Origin of the sequence: Rhodococcus opacus B4 (assembly GCF_000010805.1) — a bacterium.
Lineage (GTDB): Bacteria > Actinomycetota > Actinomycetes > Mycobacteriales > Mycobacteriaceae > Rhodococcus_F > Rhodococcus_F opacus_C.
The window spans coordinates 4,123,034-4,136,828 of record NC_012522.1 but is presented as its reverse complement, the minus strand read 5'-3'; the positions used below and the strand labels follow the sequence as shown (position 1 = coordinate 4,136,828).

Sequence of the window (13,795 nt, the reverse complement as noted above, 5' to 3'; positions counted from 1 at the left end):
TCCGGATACGCTGCAATTAATAGCCGCTGCACCCGGAAACCGAAGCTGCTTGCCAAGCGATCGTTCAGTTGGCATGATCCACCGGAAGTGATGCACGTCTCATCCGCCCCCGAAAGGTCAGGACACCTATGACGGACCAGTTGACCGGGTCTGCTGCCACCACCGAATGGCAGGCCGAGGACCGCGTCCGTGCACGTCGCGCCGCGATCGCGGGCGGCGTCGGCACCCTGATCGAGTACTACGACTTCAGTCTGTACGGCTACCTCGCGATCGTGATGGCGCCGCTGTTCTTCCCCAGCAGCGACCCGGCGACGGCGCTGCTGTCCGCACTCGCCGTGTTCGGCACCGCGTACCTCATGCGCCCGCTCGGCGGCATCGTGTTCGGGCACATCGGCGACCGGTTCGGCCGGAAGAAGGCCCTCCTCGCGACACTCGTCTGCATGGGCCTCGGCAGCATGGCGATGGGATTCCTGCCCACCCACGCGCAGGCGGGAATCTGGGCCACCGTGCTGCTCGTCCTCGTCCGGATGGTCCAGGGATTCTCGGCGGGCGGTGAGGTCGGCGGTTCCGCCACGTTCATTTCCGAATCCGCGCCGCGGCATCTCAAGGCCACGTACGGCGCGTTCACCCCGCTCGGCTCCACGATGGGATTCGCGATGGCCGCCGCGGTCGCGGGTACCGTGTCCGCGCTCACCACCGAGGCGCAGCTCGAGAGCTGGGGGTGGCGGGTCCCATTCCTGCTCGCGTTGCCGCTGACACTGCTCTGCCTGTGGGCCCGCACCCGGGTCGAGGAGACCCACGGCGACGACGCCGAATCCGGGCCGGCCCAGGCACCCGTCGTCGCCGTCTTCCGGCGCCAGCCGCTCGCCCTCCTGCAGTCGGTCGGAATCAGTCTGGCGTGCAACGGAACCGCTTACATCGGCCTCACCTACATGAGCATCCATCTCATGAAGAGCCTCGGCTACGAACGCACCCCGGTCTACTGGATCGCGACCGTCGTCATCGGAATCGTCGCGCTTGCAATGCCACTCGGCGGGATCGTCGCCGACCGTATCGGGCGCGTGCGGTTCACCGTGATCAGCCTCGCCGGATTCGCGATCGTCACCTACCCGGCGATGGCCGTCATGCACCACAGCCTGTGGATCGCCGCAATCGCCTACCTGCTGATCATGGTCAACACCGTCGGCGCCCAGGTCGGCTCGTACACGCTCATGCCGCTGCTGTTCGACAAGGACGTCCGCTTCACCGGTGTCGCCATGGGCTGGAACCTCGGCGTCGTCATCGCCGGTGGCACGGCCCCCTTCGTCGCCGTCTGGCTGGTGGAGAAGACCGGAAACGTCCAATCCCCCGCCCTTTTCGTGATCGCGGCGGCGGTCGTCGGACTGATCTCGGTGGCCGGCGTGGCACGCCGGTCCAAGGTCGCGCAGGAGCAACTCGGCTGAGGCCGAACAGACTCACCACACGAGATCCACCACGAATTGGAGTAACCATGTATCCCGGCGCGCATGCTGCCACCACACCCGACAAGCCGGCCGTGATCATGGCCGGCACCGGGCAGACGGTCACCTTCGCCGAACTCGAGTCCCGCTCGGTCCGCATCGCCCGGCACCTGCACTCCCTCGGCCTGCGCCGCGGTGATCACGTCGCCGTGCTGGCCACAAACACCCCCGCGATCTTCGACATGTACTGGGCCGCCATGCGTTCCGGTCTCTACCTCACCATGGTCAACTGGCATCTCACGCCGCCGGAGATCGCGTACGTCGTCGACGATTGCGGTGCCAGGGCACTGGTCGTCGATGCCGCGCTGGACGCGGTCGCCGCTGAACTTCCCGCCCTCACCCCCGGCGTCGAGCACCGGCTGGTGTTCGGGGGAACGATTCCCGGCCACGACTCGCTCGACGAGGCCGCGGCCGCGGAGTCCGACGTCCCGCTGCCCGACCAGCCGCGCGGGGCCGACATGCTGTATTCCTCCGGTACCACCGGCCGCCCGAAGGGCATCAAACCGGAGTTGCCCGCACGGCAGATCCAAGACCCGGGCGACACCATGACCGGGATGAACGCGACGGTGTGGGGAGTCACCCCCGACACCGTCTACCTGTCGCCGGCGCCGCTGTATCACGCGGCGCCGCTCCGCACCTGCGCGTCGGTGCAGGCCCTGGGCGGCACCGTAGTCGTGATGGACCGCTTCGACGCCGAGAAGGCGCTCGCGTACATCGACAAGTTCCGCGTCACCTACAGCCAGTGGGTGCCCACGATGTTCGTCCGCATGCTGAAGCTTCCCCGCGACGTGCGGGAGCGGTACGACGTGTCCAGTCTGCGCGTCGCCGTGCACGCCGCGGCCCCGTGCCCGGTGGAGGTCAAGCAGCAGATGATCGACTGGTGGGGTCCGATCCTGTCCGAGTACTACTCCTCCACCGAACTCAACGGCATGACCCTGGTGAACTCGGATGAATGGCTCCGCAAACCCGGGACGGTCGGCCGCGCGGCCCTCGGGGTCGCCCACATCTGCGGCGACGACGGTGCCGACCTCGCACCCGGCGAGGTCGGCACCCTGTACTTCGAGCGGGACACCCTGCCGTTCGAGTACCACAACGCGCCGGAGAAGACCCGGGACGCGCAGCACCCGCAGCACCCGATGTGGACCACGACCGGCGACGTCGGATACCTCGACGAGGACGGATACCTGTTCCTCACCGACCGGAAGTCGTTCATGATCATCTCCGGCGGCGTCAACATCTACCCGCAGGAGATCGAGAACACCCTCACCGAGCACCCGGCCGTCCTCGACGTCGCGGTGATCGGGATCCCGGACGAGGAGATGGGTGAAACGGTGCTCGCCGTGGTCCAGACCGTTCCCGGCGTGGCCGGGGACGACGGACTGGCCGCCGAACTCCTGGGTCACGTCCGGGAACGGCTCGCCCGGTTCAAGGTGCCGCGGAATCTCGTGTTCAGCGACGACCTGCCCCGCACCCCCACCGGCAAACTGGTCAAGGGCGCTCTCCGCGAGCGTTACTCCGCCGGCGTGACCGCCTGAGCCGTCGTCCGCCTGCGGTCGAGGAGAACCGCGACCGTGAGGACGATCAGCCCGGCGACGCCGAGCAGTGCGCCGACCGCGGCCGGGGCGGTGTAGCCGTACCCGGCCGCGATCACGACGCCGCCGATCCATGCACCACCCGCGTTGGCGAGGTTGAACGCACCGTGGATCAGTGTCGACGCGAGCGTCTTCGCGTCACCCGCCGCGTCCATCAGCCGCGACTGGACGGCCGGGAAGATCGCGGTCACCGCCATGCCGATGAAGAACAGCACGATCAGCGACGTCACCGGATTGCGGGCGGCGACGACGAACAGCGCGAGGACCGCGATGAGGGCGATCATGCACCCGAACAGCCCGGGGACCACCGCGTTGTCGGCGATTCGTCCGCCCACGACGTTGCCGAGGATCATCCCGGAACCGAACAGCATCAACGCCACCGGGACCATCGTCTGCGGCAACCCGGACACCTCGGTGAGCGTCGAACTGATGTAGGTGTACACGGCGAACGAACCGCCGAAGCCGACCGTCGCGAAGATCAGCGTCATCCACACCTGCATCCGGCTCAGCGCCCCGAGTTCGGCCACCGGGTTGCTCACGTGCACCCCGGCCAGCGGCGGAACGAGACGTGCCAGCGCCACGAGCGTCACGACGCCGATGATCACGACGAGCACGAACGCGGACCGCCAGCCGAGGATCTGACCGAAGAACGCCGTCGACGGCACCCCGACCACGTTCGCGACCGACAGTCCCATCATCACCGTCGCGACCGCCTTGGCTCGCTTGCCGGGCTCGGCGAGGTGCGCGGCGACCAACGCCGCGACGCCGAAGTACGCGCCGTGCGGCAGTCCGGCGAGGAACCGGGCCGCCAGCAGCGACTCGTATCCCGGAGCGAGGGCCGTCGCGAGATTGCCGAGAACGAATGTGGCCATCAACGCGATGAGCAGGGTGCGGCGCTCGACGCGGGCGGCCAGCGCCGCGATCGTGGGCGCGCCGACGACGACGCCGAGCGCGTACGCCGACACGAAGTGCCCGGCCACCGGCTCCGACACCCCGGTGGCCCGCCGCCATCGCCGGCAGCAGTCCCATGGACGCGAATTCCGTTGTGCCGATGCCGAATCCGCCGAGCGCCAGCGCCAGCATCGCGCCCCGCCGACTCGGTGACGGAATCCGCGGACGCAGAGACGGACGAGTGGCGACCGCGGGTTCGGTGAGTGCAACTGAGGGCGGCGTCATGGCAGCAGGACTCCCATCGGGGCTGATCGTAGGGGCGGCGAGCACGGGTCGTCGGGCTCACCTGAGGAAATGCCGGGCCGAGATCGTGGCAAACCGGCTCGTCCCAGTATGGGCGAGGCCGCAAGTGAATTAACAATCGAGGCGGGCGTGATTCCACTCACCGGCACCCGAGGGCGGTGCGTCGCCGTGACGTGGGGCGACGCACCGGAGCAGAGCGATCTACGTCACGTGATGTGCTGGAGGATCACCGTGTGGACGTGGTGGGCCTTGTCCATGCCGCGGAAGTCGGCCTCGTACGTGGTCTGGGCGACGTCGACGGCGATGCTGCTGGAGGAGAAGAACTGACCGGCCCACGACTTGTTGCTGAGAAACGACACCGACCGGATGTTCTTGTACGGAATGGACGTGATCGCGGTGCGCTTCCCGACGAAGCTCTTGTCCTGGATGACGACGCGGAGATTCGTGATCCCGAGAAAGCCGGTGCCCGCGCCGATGCAGTCGTACACGGCGATGATCGTCTCGCCGGGAAGAATCCCCTGTTGGACCTGCTTGAGCTGTTCCGACTTGTCGAAGATCGGATCGGTCACGGCTCCTCCTTCGACGTCGGTGCGGTCTCGTCCATCGTCCCAGAAAGTTCGTCGAAGGTGACGTGGATTCCCTCGTGCGGGACCGCGCGCTGCGCCTTCGCCTGGTCGGTGAACGTCCGCTTGTCGCCGTCCGCGAGTTCGGCCCTGTCGGTGAACGGCACGAGCAGCGCCCGCGGGTGCAGTCTGTCGACGCGGACGACGTTGATCTCCACGCACACCACGATCGCCGCGGCGGCGAGGAAGAGGAAGGCCAGCAGTCCCAGCACGACGGCGAACACCCCGTTCGTCACCGACGCCGTACTCACCACCTTGCTCACGTAGTACGCGCCGAACGACTGCAGCACCTGCCACAGCACGGCCGCCGCGACGGCGCCCGGCGCGACGTCCGCGACCGACAGCGGCCGGGCGGTGGCGAGCCGGAACGCGAGGACGAAGATCACGGAATTGATCGTGATCGCGGCGAGCATCAGGAGCACGCTGAACGATCCGGACAGGTGCGTCGCCGCGCCGACCGCGGCGACCGCGGCCGTTCCCAGGACGGCGAGCCCGATCGTGCCGAGCAACAGCAGTCCCCGCAACCGGCCGCGGATCGGGTCGGGCCGCATGTTCCGGGGCACCGACCACGCCGTGTTCATCGCGTTCTGGCAGGCCAGTGCGACGCCGAGGCCGCCGTAGAGGGCACCGACCAGCCCGATCACCAGGCCCGTCACCCCGCCGCCGATCCGGTGCGGGTCGGCCAGGTCGGCGCCGATCACCGGGAACTGGCTCAGCGCCGAGTCGATGATGTCCTGCTGCAGGTCGGGGCGCCCGGACAGCACGAACCCGAGCACCGTGGACAGCAGAAGCAGCAGGGGAAACAGCGAGATGAACCCGTAATACGCGATCAACGCCGCGAGATACACGCCCTGATCGTCGAGGAACTTGTAGGTGACGGCGATCGGGAATCCCATCGCCGGGTACCTCTGCTGGAGGGCGTCGAGACGCCAGGCGAACTTCATGGTGCTCGGACGACCGGTTTCACCATCGCGAGGGCCAGGTCGGCGTAGCGCCCGGCGAGCTCCTCGGGTGTCATCGGTCCGTCGGCGTGCCACCACGTGCACACCGACTGGCCCATGTTGATGATGCCCCGGACGGCATCCCTCGGGTACTCCGTCCCGAAGTCGCCCTCCTCGACACCCCGCTCGATGACGTCGCGGAACAGGTGTTCCTGCTCGTCGCGGAGAGCGACGACAAGCCGACGGCCGGCGTCGTCGAGGCTGCGGATCTCGGTGGCGCCGACCATCGCGTCCCGTTGCCGGGTGGTGTGGAACATGACCCACGCCCGCACCAGCGCCTGCAACTGGTCGGCGGGGGCGCCGCCCGAACGCAGCAGCGCGCCGCGGGTCATCGCGATGGCGTCGTGGAGTGCGCGCACCATGATGTCCTGCAGAATCTCCTGCTTCGACGCGAAGTGGTGGTAGATCGACGCGACGGTGATGTCGGCGCCGCGCGCGATGTCGCGCATGGAGGTGCCGTGATAGCCGCGTTCGTTCATGTTCGTGACCGCAGAGTCGAGGATCACCTGCCGCCCGGTCCCGGTACTCACGGCGGCCACCTTTGCAGCGCACATCCCTCGGTCTCCGTCCCCGCTCCACCCATCACACGACCACTCCCAGCGTAGTGGGTCCCGTCACAGATTCTGCTCTAGCGATCGTTCGGTAGCGATGTCATGCTGGTGCGATGGATCACATCGGACTCGGCGTCGCCGACGGCATCGCGACGATCACCCTGAACCGGCCCGACCAGCTCAACGCGTTCACCACCACGATGGAGAACGAGCTGATCGCCGCATACGACCAGCTCGACGCGGACGATGGCGTCCGGGCGATCGTGCTCACCGGAGCCGGACGAGCGTTCTGCGCGGGCGCGGACCTGGCCGCGGGCGCCGACACGTTCGGGCAGTGGCAGGGCGAGGACGAGTCCGGTGACGCCCGACGCGACGGCGGCGGCCGCGTGGTGCTCCGCATGTTCGAATCCCGCAAGCCGATCATCGCCGCCATCAACGGACCGGCCGTGGGCGTCGGCATCACGATGACCCTCGCCGCCGACTTCCGCCTCGCCGCCGACGACGCCCGCATCGGATTCGTCTTCAACCGCCGCGGCATCGTGCCCGAATCCTGCTCGACGTGGTTCCTGCCTCGCCTCGTCCCCCTCCAGACCGCCCTCGACTGGGTGTACTCCGGCCGGGTGTTCCCCGCCGCGGAAGCTCTCGACGCCGGCCTCGTGTACAAGCTGTACCCGCGCGAGTCCCTGCTCGACGAGGCCTACGCGCTGGCCCGGAGCCTGACCGAGCACTCCGCCCCCGTCTCCGTGGCGCTGTCCCGGCAGATGATGTGGCGGGCGCTCGGCGCCGAGCACCCGATGATCGCGCACCGCGTCGAGACCCGGGGCATCAACATCCGGGGCATCGGGCCCGACGCGCGCGAAGGCATCTCCGCTTTCCTGGAGAAGCGGCCCGCGGTGTTCCCCGACAGCGTGCGCGACAACCTCCCGGACCTGTTCGGCGACGACCTCCCGATCCCGGCGTTCCGCGGATGACCGCCCCGACGCCGGCGCGCCCCGCAGTCGTCGAAGCCTGGCACCGCGTCGTCGAACACCGCGACCTCGCGGCACTCGACGCGCTCGTCGCCGATGACGCCGTGTTCTCCTCCCCCGCGGTCTTCACGCCGCAGGAAGGGAAGCCGAAGGTCCTGGCCTACCTCGGCGCCGCCCTGAACGTCTTCGACGGCACCGGATTCCGGTACGTCGAGGAGTGGTACGGCGACCGTTCGGCGGTCCTGGAATTCGCCACCGAACTCGACGGCATCCACGTCAACGGCATCGACCTGATCCACTGGAACGACCGCGACCAGATCACGTCGTTCAAGGTGATGGTTCGGCCCGTGAAGGGCCTGCAGGCGCTCATCCCGCTGATGGCCGCCCAGCTGTCCCAGTCATAAAGCACTGCACCGCAATCCGATACCGCATCGAGGAGAAATTCATGAGCCTGCCCCCCATCCTGCAAGACCGGCTCCGCCTGCCCGTGGTGGCGTCGCCGATGTTCATCGTGTCGGGACCCGACCTGGTGATCGCCCAGTCCACCGCCGGCATCGTCGGGTCGTTCCCCTCCCTCAACGCCCGCCCGCAGCCGGTCCTGCGCGAATGGCTCACCCGCATCACCGAAGAGCTCGCCAAACACGACGCCAACAACCCCGAGACCCCGTCCGCCCCTTACGCGGTCAACCTGATCGTGCACAAGAGCAACGACCGTCTCGACGAAGACCTCGCGACCATCGTCGAATTCCAGGTCCCCATCGTGATCACCTCCCTCGGCGCCCGCACCGACGTCAACGACGCCGTCCACAGCTACGGCGGCATCGTCCTCCACGACGTCATCAACAACAAGTTCGCGAAGAAGGCAGTCGAGAAGGGCGCCGACGGACTCATCGCCGTCGCCGCAGGCGCGGGCGGGCACGCCGGCACCCTGTCACCGTTCGCGTTGATCCAGGAGATCCGCGAGTGGTTCGACGGACCGGTCCTGCTGTCGGGCTCCATCGCCCACGGCCGCTCCGTCCTCGCCGCACGGGCCGCCGGCGCCGACCTCGCCTACATCGGCTCCGCGTTCATCGCCACCGAAGAAGCCAACGCCGACGCCGGCTACAAGCAGATGATCGTCGACTCCACCGCATCCGACATCGTCTACTCCAACCTGTTCACCGGGGTGCACGGCAACTACCTGCGCGGCAGCATCGAGAAGGCCGGACTCGACCCGAACAACCTCGCCGTGTCCGACCCGTCCGCCATGGACTTCGGCGTCGGTGAGGACACCGACACCACCGTGAAGTCGGAAGCCAAGCCCTGGCGCGACATCTGGGGCGCCGGACAGGGCATCGGCGCCGTCGACGCCGTCGTCCCGGTCGCAGAGATCGTCGAACGCCTCAGCCGTGAGTACGCCGACGCGAAGGCGTCACTGGCGTAGGCGCTTCGCGCCCGTGCGCCTTTCTGGTTGTTCCAGCTACCAAAAAGGCGCACGGGCGGCGGAGCCGCCTACCCGGCCGCGATGTCCCGGCCGATGATCTCCTTCATGATCTCGGTGGTTCCGCCGTAGATGGTCTGGATGCGACTGTCGACGTAGGCGCGGCCGATGGGGTACTCCATCATGTAGCCGTAACCGCCGTGCAGTTGGACGCAGCGGTCGACGACGCGCTTCTGCAGTTCGCTGGCCCACCACTTCGCCTTCGACGCATCGACTGCCGTCAACTCGTCCGCGTTCAGCGCGAGGACGCAACGGTCGACGTGCGACTCGGTGACCTCGATCTCGGTGAGCATCTCCGCCAGCGCGAACCGAGTGTTCTGCAGATCCCCGATCGGCTTGCCGAAGGCCTTGCGATCGAACACGTAGTCCCGGGTCCACCCGTAGGCTGCCTTCGCAGCGGCAATCGCGTTGACTGCGATCGAAATCCGTTCGAGGGGAAGATTTTCCATGAGGTGGACGAAGCCGCGCCCCTCGGCGCCGAGCAGGTTCGCGGCGGGCACCCGGACGTCCTCGAACCCCAACTCGGCGGTGTCCTGACCGGCGAGCCCGACCTTGTGGAGCTTGCGGCCGCGGCTGAAGCCGGGAGTGCCGCGCTCGACGACGATGAGTGAGAATCCCTTCGAGCCGGCGTTCACGTCGGTGCGGGCGACGACGATCACGAGGTCGGAGTGGATACCGTTGGTGATGAACGTCTTCTGCCCGTTGATCACCCACTCGTCGCCGTCCCGGACCGCGGTCGTCTTGACACCCTGCAGGTCGCTGCCGGCGCCGGGCTCGGTCATCGCGATCGCGCCGATCAACTCACCGGCCGCCATGCCGGGCAGCCAGCGTTGCTTCTGCTCGTCGGTGCCGAGGTTCGCGATGTACGGGATGGCAATGTCGTCCTGGAGGGACAGTCCCGAACCGAACGATGTCGTCGCGGTGCGGGCGATCTCCTCGGCGACGACGTATCGGAATCGATAGTCGGTGACGCCTGAGCCGCCGAACTCCTCCGGTACGGCGAGTCCGACGATCCCGGACTTTCCGGCGGCCAGCCACGCCGAGCGGTCGATCAGCCGGTCGGCCTCCCACTGTTCGTAGTTCGGTTCGATCTCGCGGGCGAGGAACTCGCGCACCGTCTCCCGGTACGCTTCGTGATCCTTCTCGAAGATGGTGCGCTGCATGGCTTCTCTCCTACGATCAGATCAGGCGTTGACGGGGACCGACAGACCGGCGAGGCGTTCGGCGATCAGCGCCTCCGCCTCGTCGACGATGCGTTCGACGAGTTCGCCGGCGGTCGGGATGTCGTGGATGAGGCCCTGCACGGTGCCGACGGTCCAGATGCCGGCCTCGGCGTCGCCGTTCTCGAACACCGTGCGCCCGCGGGCACCGGCGACGAGCTCACGGACGTCCTCGAACTTGCCTCCCTGATCGAGGATCTCCACGACCTCGCGGCTCACGGTGTTGCTCGCGACCCGCGCCGTGTTGCGCAGCGGCCGGAAGATCAGCTCGGTGTCGGTCTCCTTGCCGGCGACGATCGCTTCCTTGATGTTCTGGTGGATCGGCGATTCGGCGGTGCACATGAATCGGGTGCCCATGTTGATCCCGTCGGCGCCGAGGGCGAGTGCCGCGACCAGCCCGCGTCCGTCCGCGAACCCACCCGACGCGACCATCGGAATGGTGATCTGTTCGGCGGCGGCCGCGATGAGCACCAGCCCGGGGATGTCGTCCTCGCCGGGGTGGCCTGCGCATTCGAAGCCGTCGATGCTGATGCCGTCGACACCCGCATCCTGGGCCTTGATCGCGTGCCGCACACTGGTGCACTTGTGCAGCACCTTCACGCCGGCGGCGTGGAAGTCGGGCAGGTGCGGCGCGGGGTTGGAGCCGGCCGTCTCGACGATCTTGATCCCGGACTCGATGATGACCTGCCGGTACTCCTCGTACGGCGGCGGCGTGATCGCCGGAAGGATCGTCAGGTTCACGCCGAAGGGCTGGTCGGTGAGTTCTCGGGTGCGGGCGATCTCCTTGGCGAGATCCTCCGGGGTCGGCTGGGTCAGTGCGGTGATCAGGCCGAGCGCACCGGCGTTGGCGACGGCGGCGACGAGTTCGGCGCGACCGACCCACTGCATGCCGCCCTGCACGATCGGGTGGCGGACGCCGAAGGTCTTGGTGAATGCGGTGGAGAGCATGGCACGGCTCCTCTGGGGAAACGGTTCAGTGAGCGGGTAGATACCCGACGGTGTGGAGGGCGATGTCGACGTAGCGGCCGGCGACCTGCTCGGGAGTCAGCGCTCCGCCGAGCTGATACCACCGCGGAATCGACTGGAACATCCCGAGGAGAGCGCGCACGGTCTCGGGGACGTCCCCGCTGTGGAAGACTCCGCGGGCGACGCCGTCGGCGACGAGGTCGACCATCATCAGTTCGAGCCGCTTGCGGGTCGCGGCGTAGCGACTGCGGCTGTCGGCCGAGACGTGCCGCAACTCGGTGTCGAGGGAGACGTGCCGCACCCGGTACGTCATGTACAGGACGATCGCCTCGACGACGTTGGCGAATTGCGCCAGCACGTCGTCGCCGGCCTCGCGGGCGGCTGCCTCGGCGCGTTCGTTCAGTTCGCGCATCTGCAATTCGAACAGGGCCACGAGAACGGCTTCTTTGCTCTCGTGGTGGTAGTACAGGGCGGGGACGGTCACCCCGACACGACGGGCGATCTGCCGCACCGTCGTGCCGTGGTAACCGTTCTCGTTGAACAGATCCAGTGCCTGCTCGAGGATGGGCGTCAGTGTCAGGGCCTCGAAGGTCCGCCAGTCGGCGTACACCGACTCGGTGGTGACCGGCCCGTCCTCGCGCAGTGTCACAGGTCGCCGATCAGCGCGGTGCCATGCGGATGGCGCCGTCGAGACGGATGGTCTCACCGTTGAGCATCGGGTTCGACACGATGTGCGCGGCGAGGGCGCCGTACTCCGACGGGTCGCCGAGACGCGAGGGGTGCGGCACCTGGCCACCGAGGGACTGCTGCGCAGCCTCCGGCAGGGACCCGAGCAGCGGCGTCTTGAACAGGCCGGGAGCGATCGTGTTGACGCGGATCAGCAGCGAGGCGAGGTCGCGGGCGATCGGCAGGGTCATGCCGACGACGCCGCCCTTGGACGCGGAGTACGCGGCCTGGCCGATCTGGCCCTCGTACGCGGCGACGGAGGCGGTGTTGATGATGACGCCGCGCTCGCCGTCGATCGGCTCGTTCTTCGAGATCCGCTCGGCAGCAAGGCGGATCACGTTGAACGTGCCGATCAGGTTGACGGTAACGATCTTGGTGAAGTCGGCGAGCGGGAACGCGCCGTTCTTGCTGACGGTCTTGATGGCGTTGCCGATGCCGGCGCAGTTCACGGCCACCCGCAGCGGTCCGAGCGACTCCGCGACGTCGAGCGCGGCGGCGACATCGGCCTCGCTGGTGACGTCGCCCGCGGCGAAGCGGACGCGGTCGCCGAGTTCCTTGGCGACGGTCTCACCGTTGGAGGAGGGCAGGTCGACGATGACGACGCTGGCGCCGTCGGCGAGCAGGGCCTTGGTGGTGGCCAGGCCGAGGCCCGAGGCGCCACCGGTGACGAGCGCGACGCTGTCGTTGACGATCATGTGTATACCTTTCGGAGACAGTCTTTTTCGGAAAGTGGAGGTCAGAGCCGTTCGATGATGGTGGCGTTGGCCATGCCCGCGCCCTCGCACATCGTCTGCAGGCCGTAGCGTCCGCCGGTGGCCTCGAGGTTGTTGACCAGGGTGCTCAGCAGGCGGGTGCCCGAGGATCCGAGCGCGTGGCCCAGCGCGATCGCGCCGCCCCACGGGTTGAGCTTGGCCGGGTCGGCCCCGAACTCGTGCGCCCAGGCCAGCGGCACCGGCGCGAACGCCTCGTTGACCTCGTAGGCGTCGATGTCGTCGATGCTCAGCCCCGACTTCGCGAGGATCTTCTTCGTCGCCGGGATCGGCGCGGTGAGCATGAAGACCGGATCGTCACCGGCGACGGCGAACGAGTGGAACCGTGCGCGCGGGGTCAGGCCCCGCTTCGACGCCATCTCCTCGCTCATGATCAGCGCGGCGGACGCGCCGTCGGTCAGCGGCGAGGAGTTGCCCGGGGTGATGTGCCACTGCGCCTCGGGGAATCGGGCGGCGTACTTCTCGGAGTAGAACGACGACTTCAGACCGGACAGGCCCTCGGCGGTGGTCGTGGCGCGCACCGTCTCGTCGACGGTGTGCGTGACCGTCTCACCGGCGGCGTTGGTCACGTCGATCGGGATGATCTCCTTGTCGAACAGCCCCTTCGACAGGGCGTCGGCGGCACGCTGGTGCGACTGCGCGGAGAACGCATCGAGGGTGTCGCGGTCGAACTTCCACTTCGCGGCGATCAGTTCCGCGGAGATGCCCTGGTTGACGAGGCCTTCCGGGTAGCGGGCGGCGATGCCCGGGCCGGAGGCGTCCTGCCCGATGGTGGTGGTACCCATCGGAACACGCGACATCGACTCGACGCCCGCGGCGATCACGATGTCGTAGGCGCCGGCGATGACGCCCTGGGCTGCGAAGTGCGCCGCCTGCTGGCTCGAGCCGCACTGGCGGTCGACGGTGGTGGCCGGAACCGAATCCGGGAAGCCGGCCGACAGCACTGCCGTCCGAGTGATGTTGAGGGCCTGCTCGCCGGCCTGGCCGACGCAGCCGCCGATGACGTCGTCGACCAGCACGGGGTCGATGCCGTTGCGGTCGACGATGGTGCGCAGCACGTGCGCGAGCAGTTCCACCGGGTGCGTACCCGACAGCGCACCGCCGGGTTTGCCCTTACCGGAGGCGAGGCGGACGACGTCCACGATGACAGCGTTGGTCATGATGTTCCCTTTCGATTGTGTGCGAGCCCGCCCGTGAGTACTTGT

The 13,795-nt window shown here is 68.1% G+C and carries 13 protein-coding genes and 1 pseudogene; 5 read left to right on the top strand and 9 right to left on the bottom strand.

Features of this window, described 5'->3' with window-relative positions; translation table 11 throughout:
- Positions 1–128 precede the first annotated feature (128 nt).
- Both ROP_RS18930 and ROP_RS18925 read left to right on the top strand, forming a co-directional pair.
- The gene (locus ROP_RS18930) at positions 129–1,442 is read left to right on the top strand and encodes an MFS transporter (RefSeq protein ID WP_012691019.1); all 1,314 of its coding nucleotides are present in this window, start codon (positions 129–131) and stop codon (positions 1,440–1,442) included.
- A 47-nt stretch (positions 1,443–1,489) separates the two neighbouring features.
- Positions 1,490–3,034 carry an acyl-CoA synthetase gene (locus ROP_RS18925; RefSeq protein WP_012691018.1) on the top strand — a complete coding sequence of 515 codons (1,545 nt, stop codon included), beginning with the start codon at positions 1,490–1,492 and terminating at the stop codon, positions 3,032–3,034.
- Here ROP_RS18925 and ROP_RS18920 read toward each other — a convergent pair.
- The 4 genes and pseudogenes from ROP_RS18920 to ROP_RS18905 all read right to left on the bottom strand — a co-directional run bounded on the left by ROP_RS18920 (position 3,010) and on the right by ROP_RS18905 (position 6,463).
- Positions 3,010–4,174 (bottom strand): annotated as a pseudogene (locus ROP_RS18920) (MFS transporter). The gene ROP_RS18925 and the pseudogene ROP_RS18920 sit on opposite strands and share 25 nt — an antisense overlap.
- 317 nt (positions 4,175–4,491) lie before the next feature.
- Positions 4,492–4,854 carry a PH domain-containing protein gene (locus ROP_RS18915; RefSeq protein WP_012691016.1) on the bottom strand — a complete coding sequence of 121 codons (363 nt, stop codon included), beginning with the start codon at positions 4,852–4,854 and terminating at the stop codon, positions 4,492–4,494.
- Complete coding sequence (locus ROP_RS18910) at positions 4,851–5,852, bottom strand: YihY/virulence factor BrkB family protein (protein ID WP_012691015.1); 1,002 nt, start codon at positions 5,850–5,852, stop codon at positions 4,851–4,853. The genes ROP_RS18915 and ROP_RS18910 overlap by 4 nt, the downstream gene beginning before the upstream one ends.
- On the bottom strand, positions 5,849–6,463 hold the full coding sequence (locus tag ROP_RS18905; RefSeq protein ID WP_012691014.1) for a TetR/AcrR family transcriptional regulator: 615 nt from the start codon (positions 6,461–6,463) through the stop codon (positions 5,849–5,851). Before ROP_RS18905 ends, ROP_RS18910 begins: the two co-directional genes overlap by 4 nt.
- Before the next feature lie 110 nt (positions 6,464–6,573).
- On the opposite strand from ROP_RS18905, the gene ROP_RS18900 reads away from it, so the two are divergent.
- From ROP_RS18900 to ROP_RS18890, 3 genes are read left to right on the top strand one after another with little or no spacing between them, the layout of a single operon-like run.
- Positions 6,574–7,431, top strand: a complete 858-nt coding sequence (locus tag ROP_RS18900; RefSeq protein WP_012691013.1) for a crotonase/enoyl-CoA hydratase family protein — start codon at positions 6,574–6,576, stop codon at positions 7,429–7,431.
- Positions 7,428–7,832 (top strand): nuclear transport factor 2 family protein, encoded by a 405-nt coding sequence (locus tag ROP_RS18895; protein WP_012691012.1) that lies wholly within the window; start codon positions 7,428–7,430, stop codon positions 7,830–7,832. The genes ROP_RS18900 and ROP_RS18895 overlap by 4 nt, the downstream gene beginning before the upstream one ends.
- Before the next feature lie 41 nt (positions 7,833–7,873).
- Positions 7,874–8,851, top strand: a complete 978-nt coding sequence (locus ROP_RS18890; RefSeq protein ID WP_012691011.1) for an NAD(P)H-dependent flavin oxidoreductase — start codon at positions 7,874–7,876, stop codon at positions 8,849–8,851.
- A 68-nt stretch (positions 8,852–8,919) separates the two neighbouring features.
- Here ROP_RS18890 and ROP_RS18885 read toward each other — a convergent pair whose 3' ends face one another.
- From ROP_RS18885 to ROP_RS18865, 5 genes are read right to left on the bottom strand one after another with little or no spacing between them, the layout of a single operon-like run.
- On the bottom strand, positions 8,920–10,071 hold the full coding sequence (locus ROP_RS18885) for an acyl-CoA dehydrogenase family protein (RefSeq protein WP_012691010.1): 1,152 nt from the start codon (positions 10,069–10,071) through the stop codon (positions 8,920–8,922).
- Between the two features lie 21 nt (positions 10,072–10,092).
- Positions 10,093–11,076 (bottom strand): NAD(P)H-dependent flavin oxidoreductase, encoded by a 984-nt coding sequence (locus tag ROP_RS18880; RefSeq protein ID WP_012691009.1) that lies wholly within the window; start codon positions 11,074–11,076, stop codon positions 10,093–10,095.
- A 25-nt stretch (positions 11,077–11,101) separates the two neighbouring features.
- Positions 11,102–11,743 (bottom strand): TetR/AcrR family transcriptional regulator, encoded by a 642-nt coding sequence (locus ROP_RS18875; protein ID WP_012691008.1) that lies wholly within the window; start codon positions 11,741–11,743, stop codon positions 11,102–11,104.
- 10 nt (positions 11,744–11,753) lie between these two features.
- Positions 11,754–12,515: a 3-hydroxyacyl-CoA dehydrogenase gene (locus ROP_RS18870; RefSeq protein WP_012691007.1), complete on the bottom strand. Its 762-nt coding sequence runs from the start codon at positions 12,513–12,515 to the stop codon at positions 11,754–11,756.
- A 41-nt stretch (positions 12,516–12,556) separates the two neighbouring features.
- Positions 12,557–13,750: a thiolase family protein gene (locus tag ROP_RS18865; RefSeq protein WP_012691006.1), complete on the bottom strand. Its 1,194-nt coding sequence runs from the start codon at positions 13,748–13,750 to the stop codon at positions 12,557–12,559.
- Positions 13,751–13,795: the final 45 nt, after the last annotated feature.

What these genes read in the sequence shown, in the direction of transcription:
- ROP_RS18930 (WP_012691019.1), top strand. Translation starts at nt 129, where the DNA reads ATGACGGACCAGTTGACCGGGTCTGCTGCCACCACCGAATGGCAGGCC.
- ROP_RS18925 (WP_012691018.1), top strand. Translation starts at nt 1,490, where the DNA reads ATGTATCCCGGCGCGCATGCTGCCACCACACCCGACAAGCCGGCCGTG.
- ROP_RS18910 (WP_012691015.1), bottom strand. Translation starts at nt 5,852, where the DNA reads ATGAAGTTCGCCTGGCGTCTCGACGCCCTCCAGCAGAGGTACCCGGCG.
- ROP_RS18905 (WP_012691014.1), bottom strand. Translation starts at nt 6,463, where the DNA reads ATGTGCGCTGCAAAGGTGGCCGCCGTGAGTACCGGGACCGGGCGGCAG.
- ROP_RS18900 (WP_012691013.1), top strand. Translation starts at nt 6,574, where the DNA reads ATGGATCACATCGGACTCGGCGTCGCCGACGGCATCGCGACGATCACC.
- ROP_RS18895 (WP_012691012.1), top strand. Translation starts at nt 7,428, where the DNA reads ATGACCGCCCCGACGCCGGCGCGCCCCGCAGTCGTCGAAGCCTGGCAC.
- ROP_RS18890 (WP_012691011.1), top strand. Translation starts at nt 7,874, where the DNA reads ATGAGCCTGCCCCCCATCCTGCAAGACCGGCTCCGCCTGCCCGTGGTG.
- ROP_RS18885 (WP_012691010.1), bottom strand. Translation starts at nt 10,071, where the DNA reads ATGCAGCGCACCATCTTCGAGAAGGATCACGAAGCGTACCGGGAGACG.
- ROP_RS18880 (WP_012691009.1), bottom strand. Translation starts at nt 11,076, where the DNA reads ATGCTCTCCACCGCATTCACCAAGACCTTCGGCGTCCGCCACCCGATC.
- ROP_RS18870 (WP_012691007.1), bottom strand. Translation starts at nt 12,515, where the DNA reads ATGATCGTCAACGACAGCGTCGCGCTCGTCACCGGTGGCGCCTCGGGC.
- ROP_RS18865 (WP_012691006.1), bottom strand. Translation starts at nt 13,750, where the DNA reads ATGACCAACGCTGTCATCGTGGACGTCGTCCGCCTCGCCTCCGGTAAG.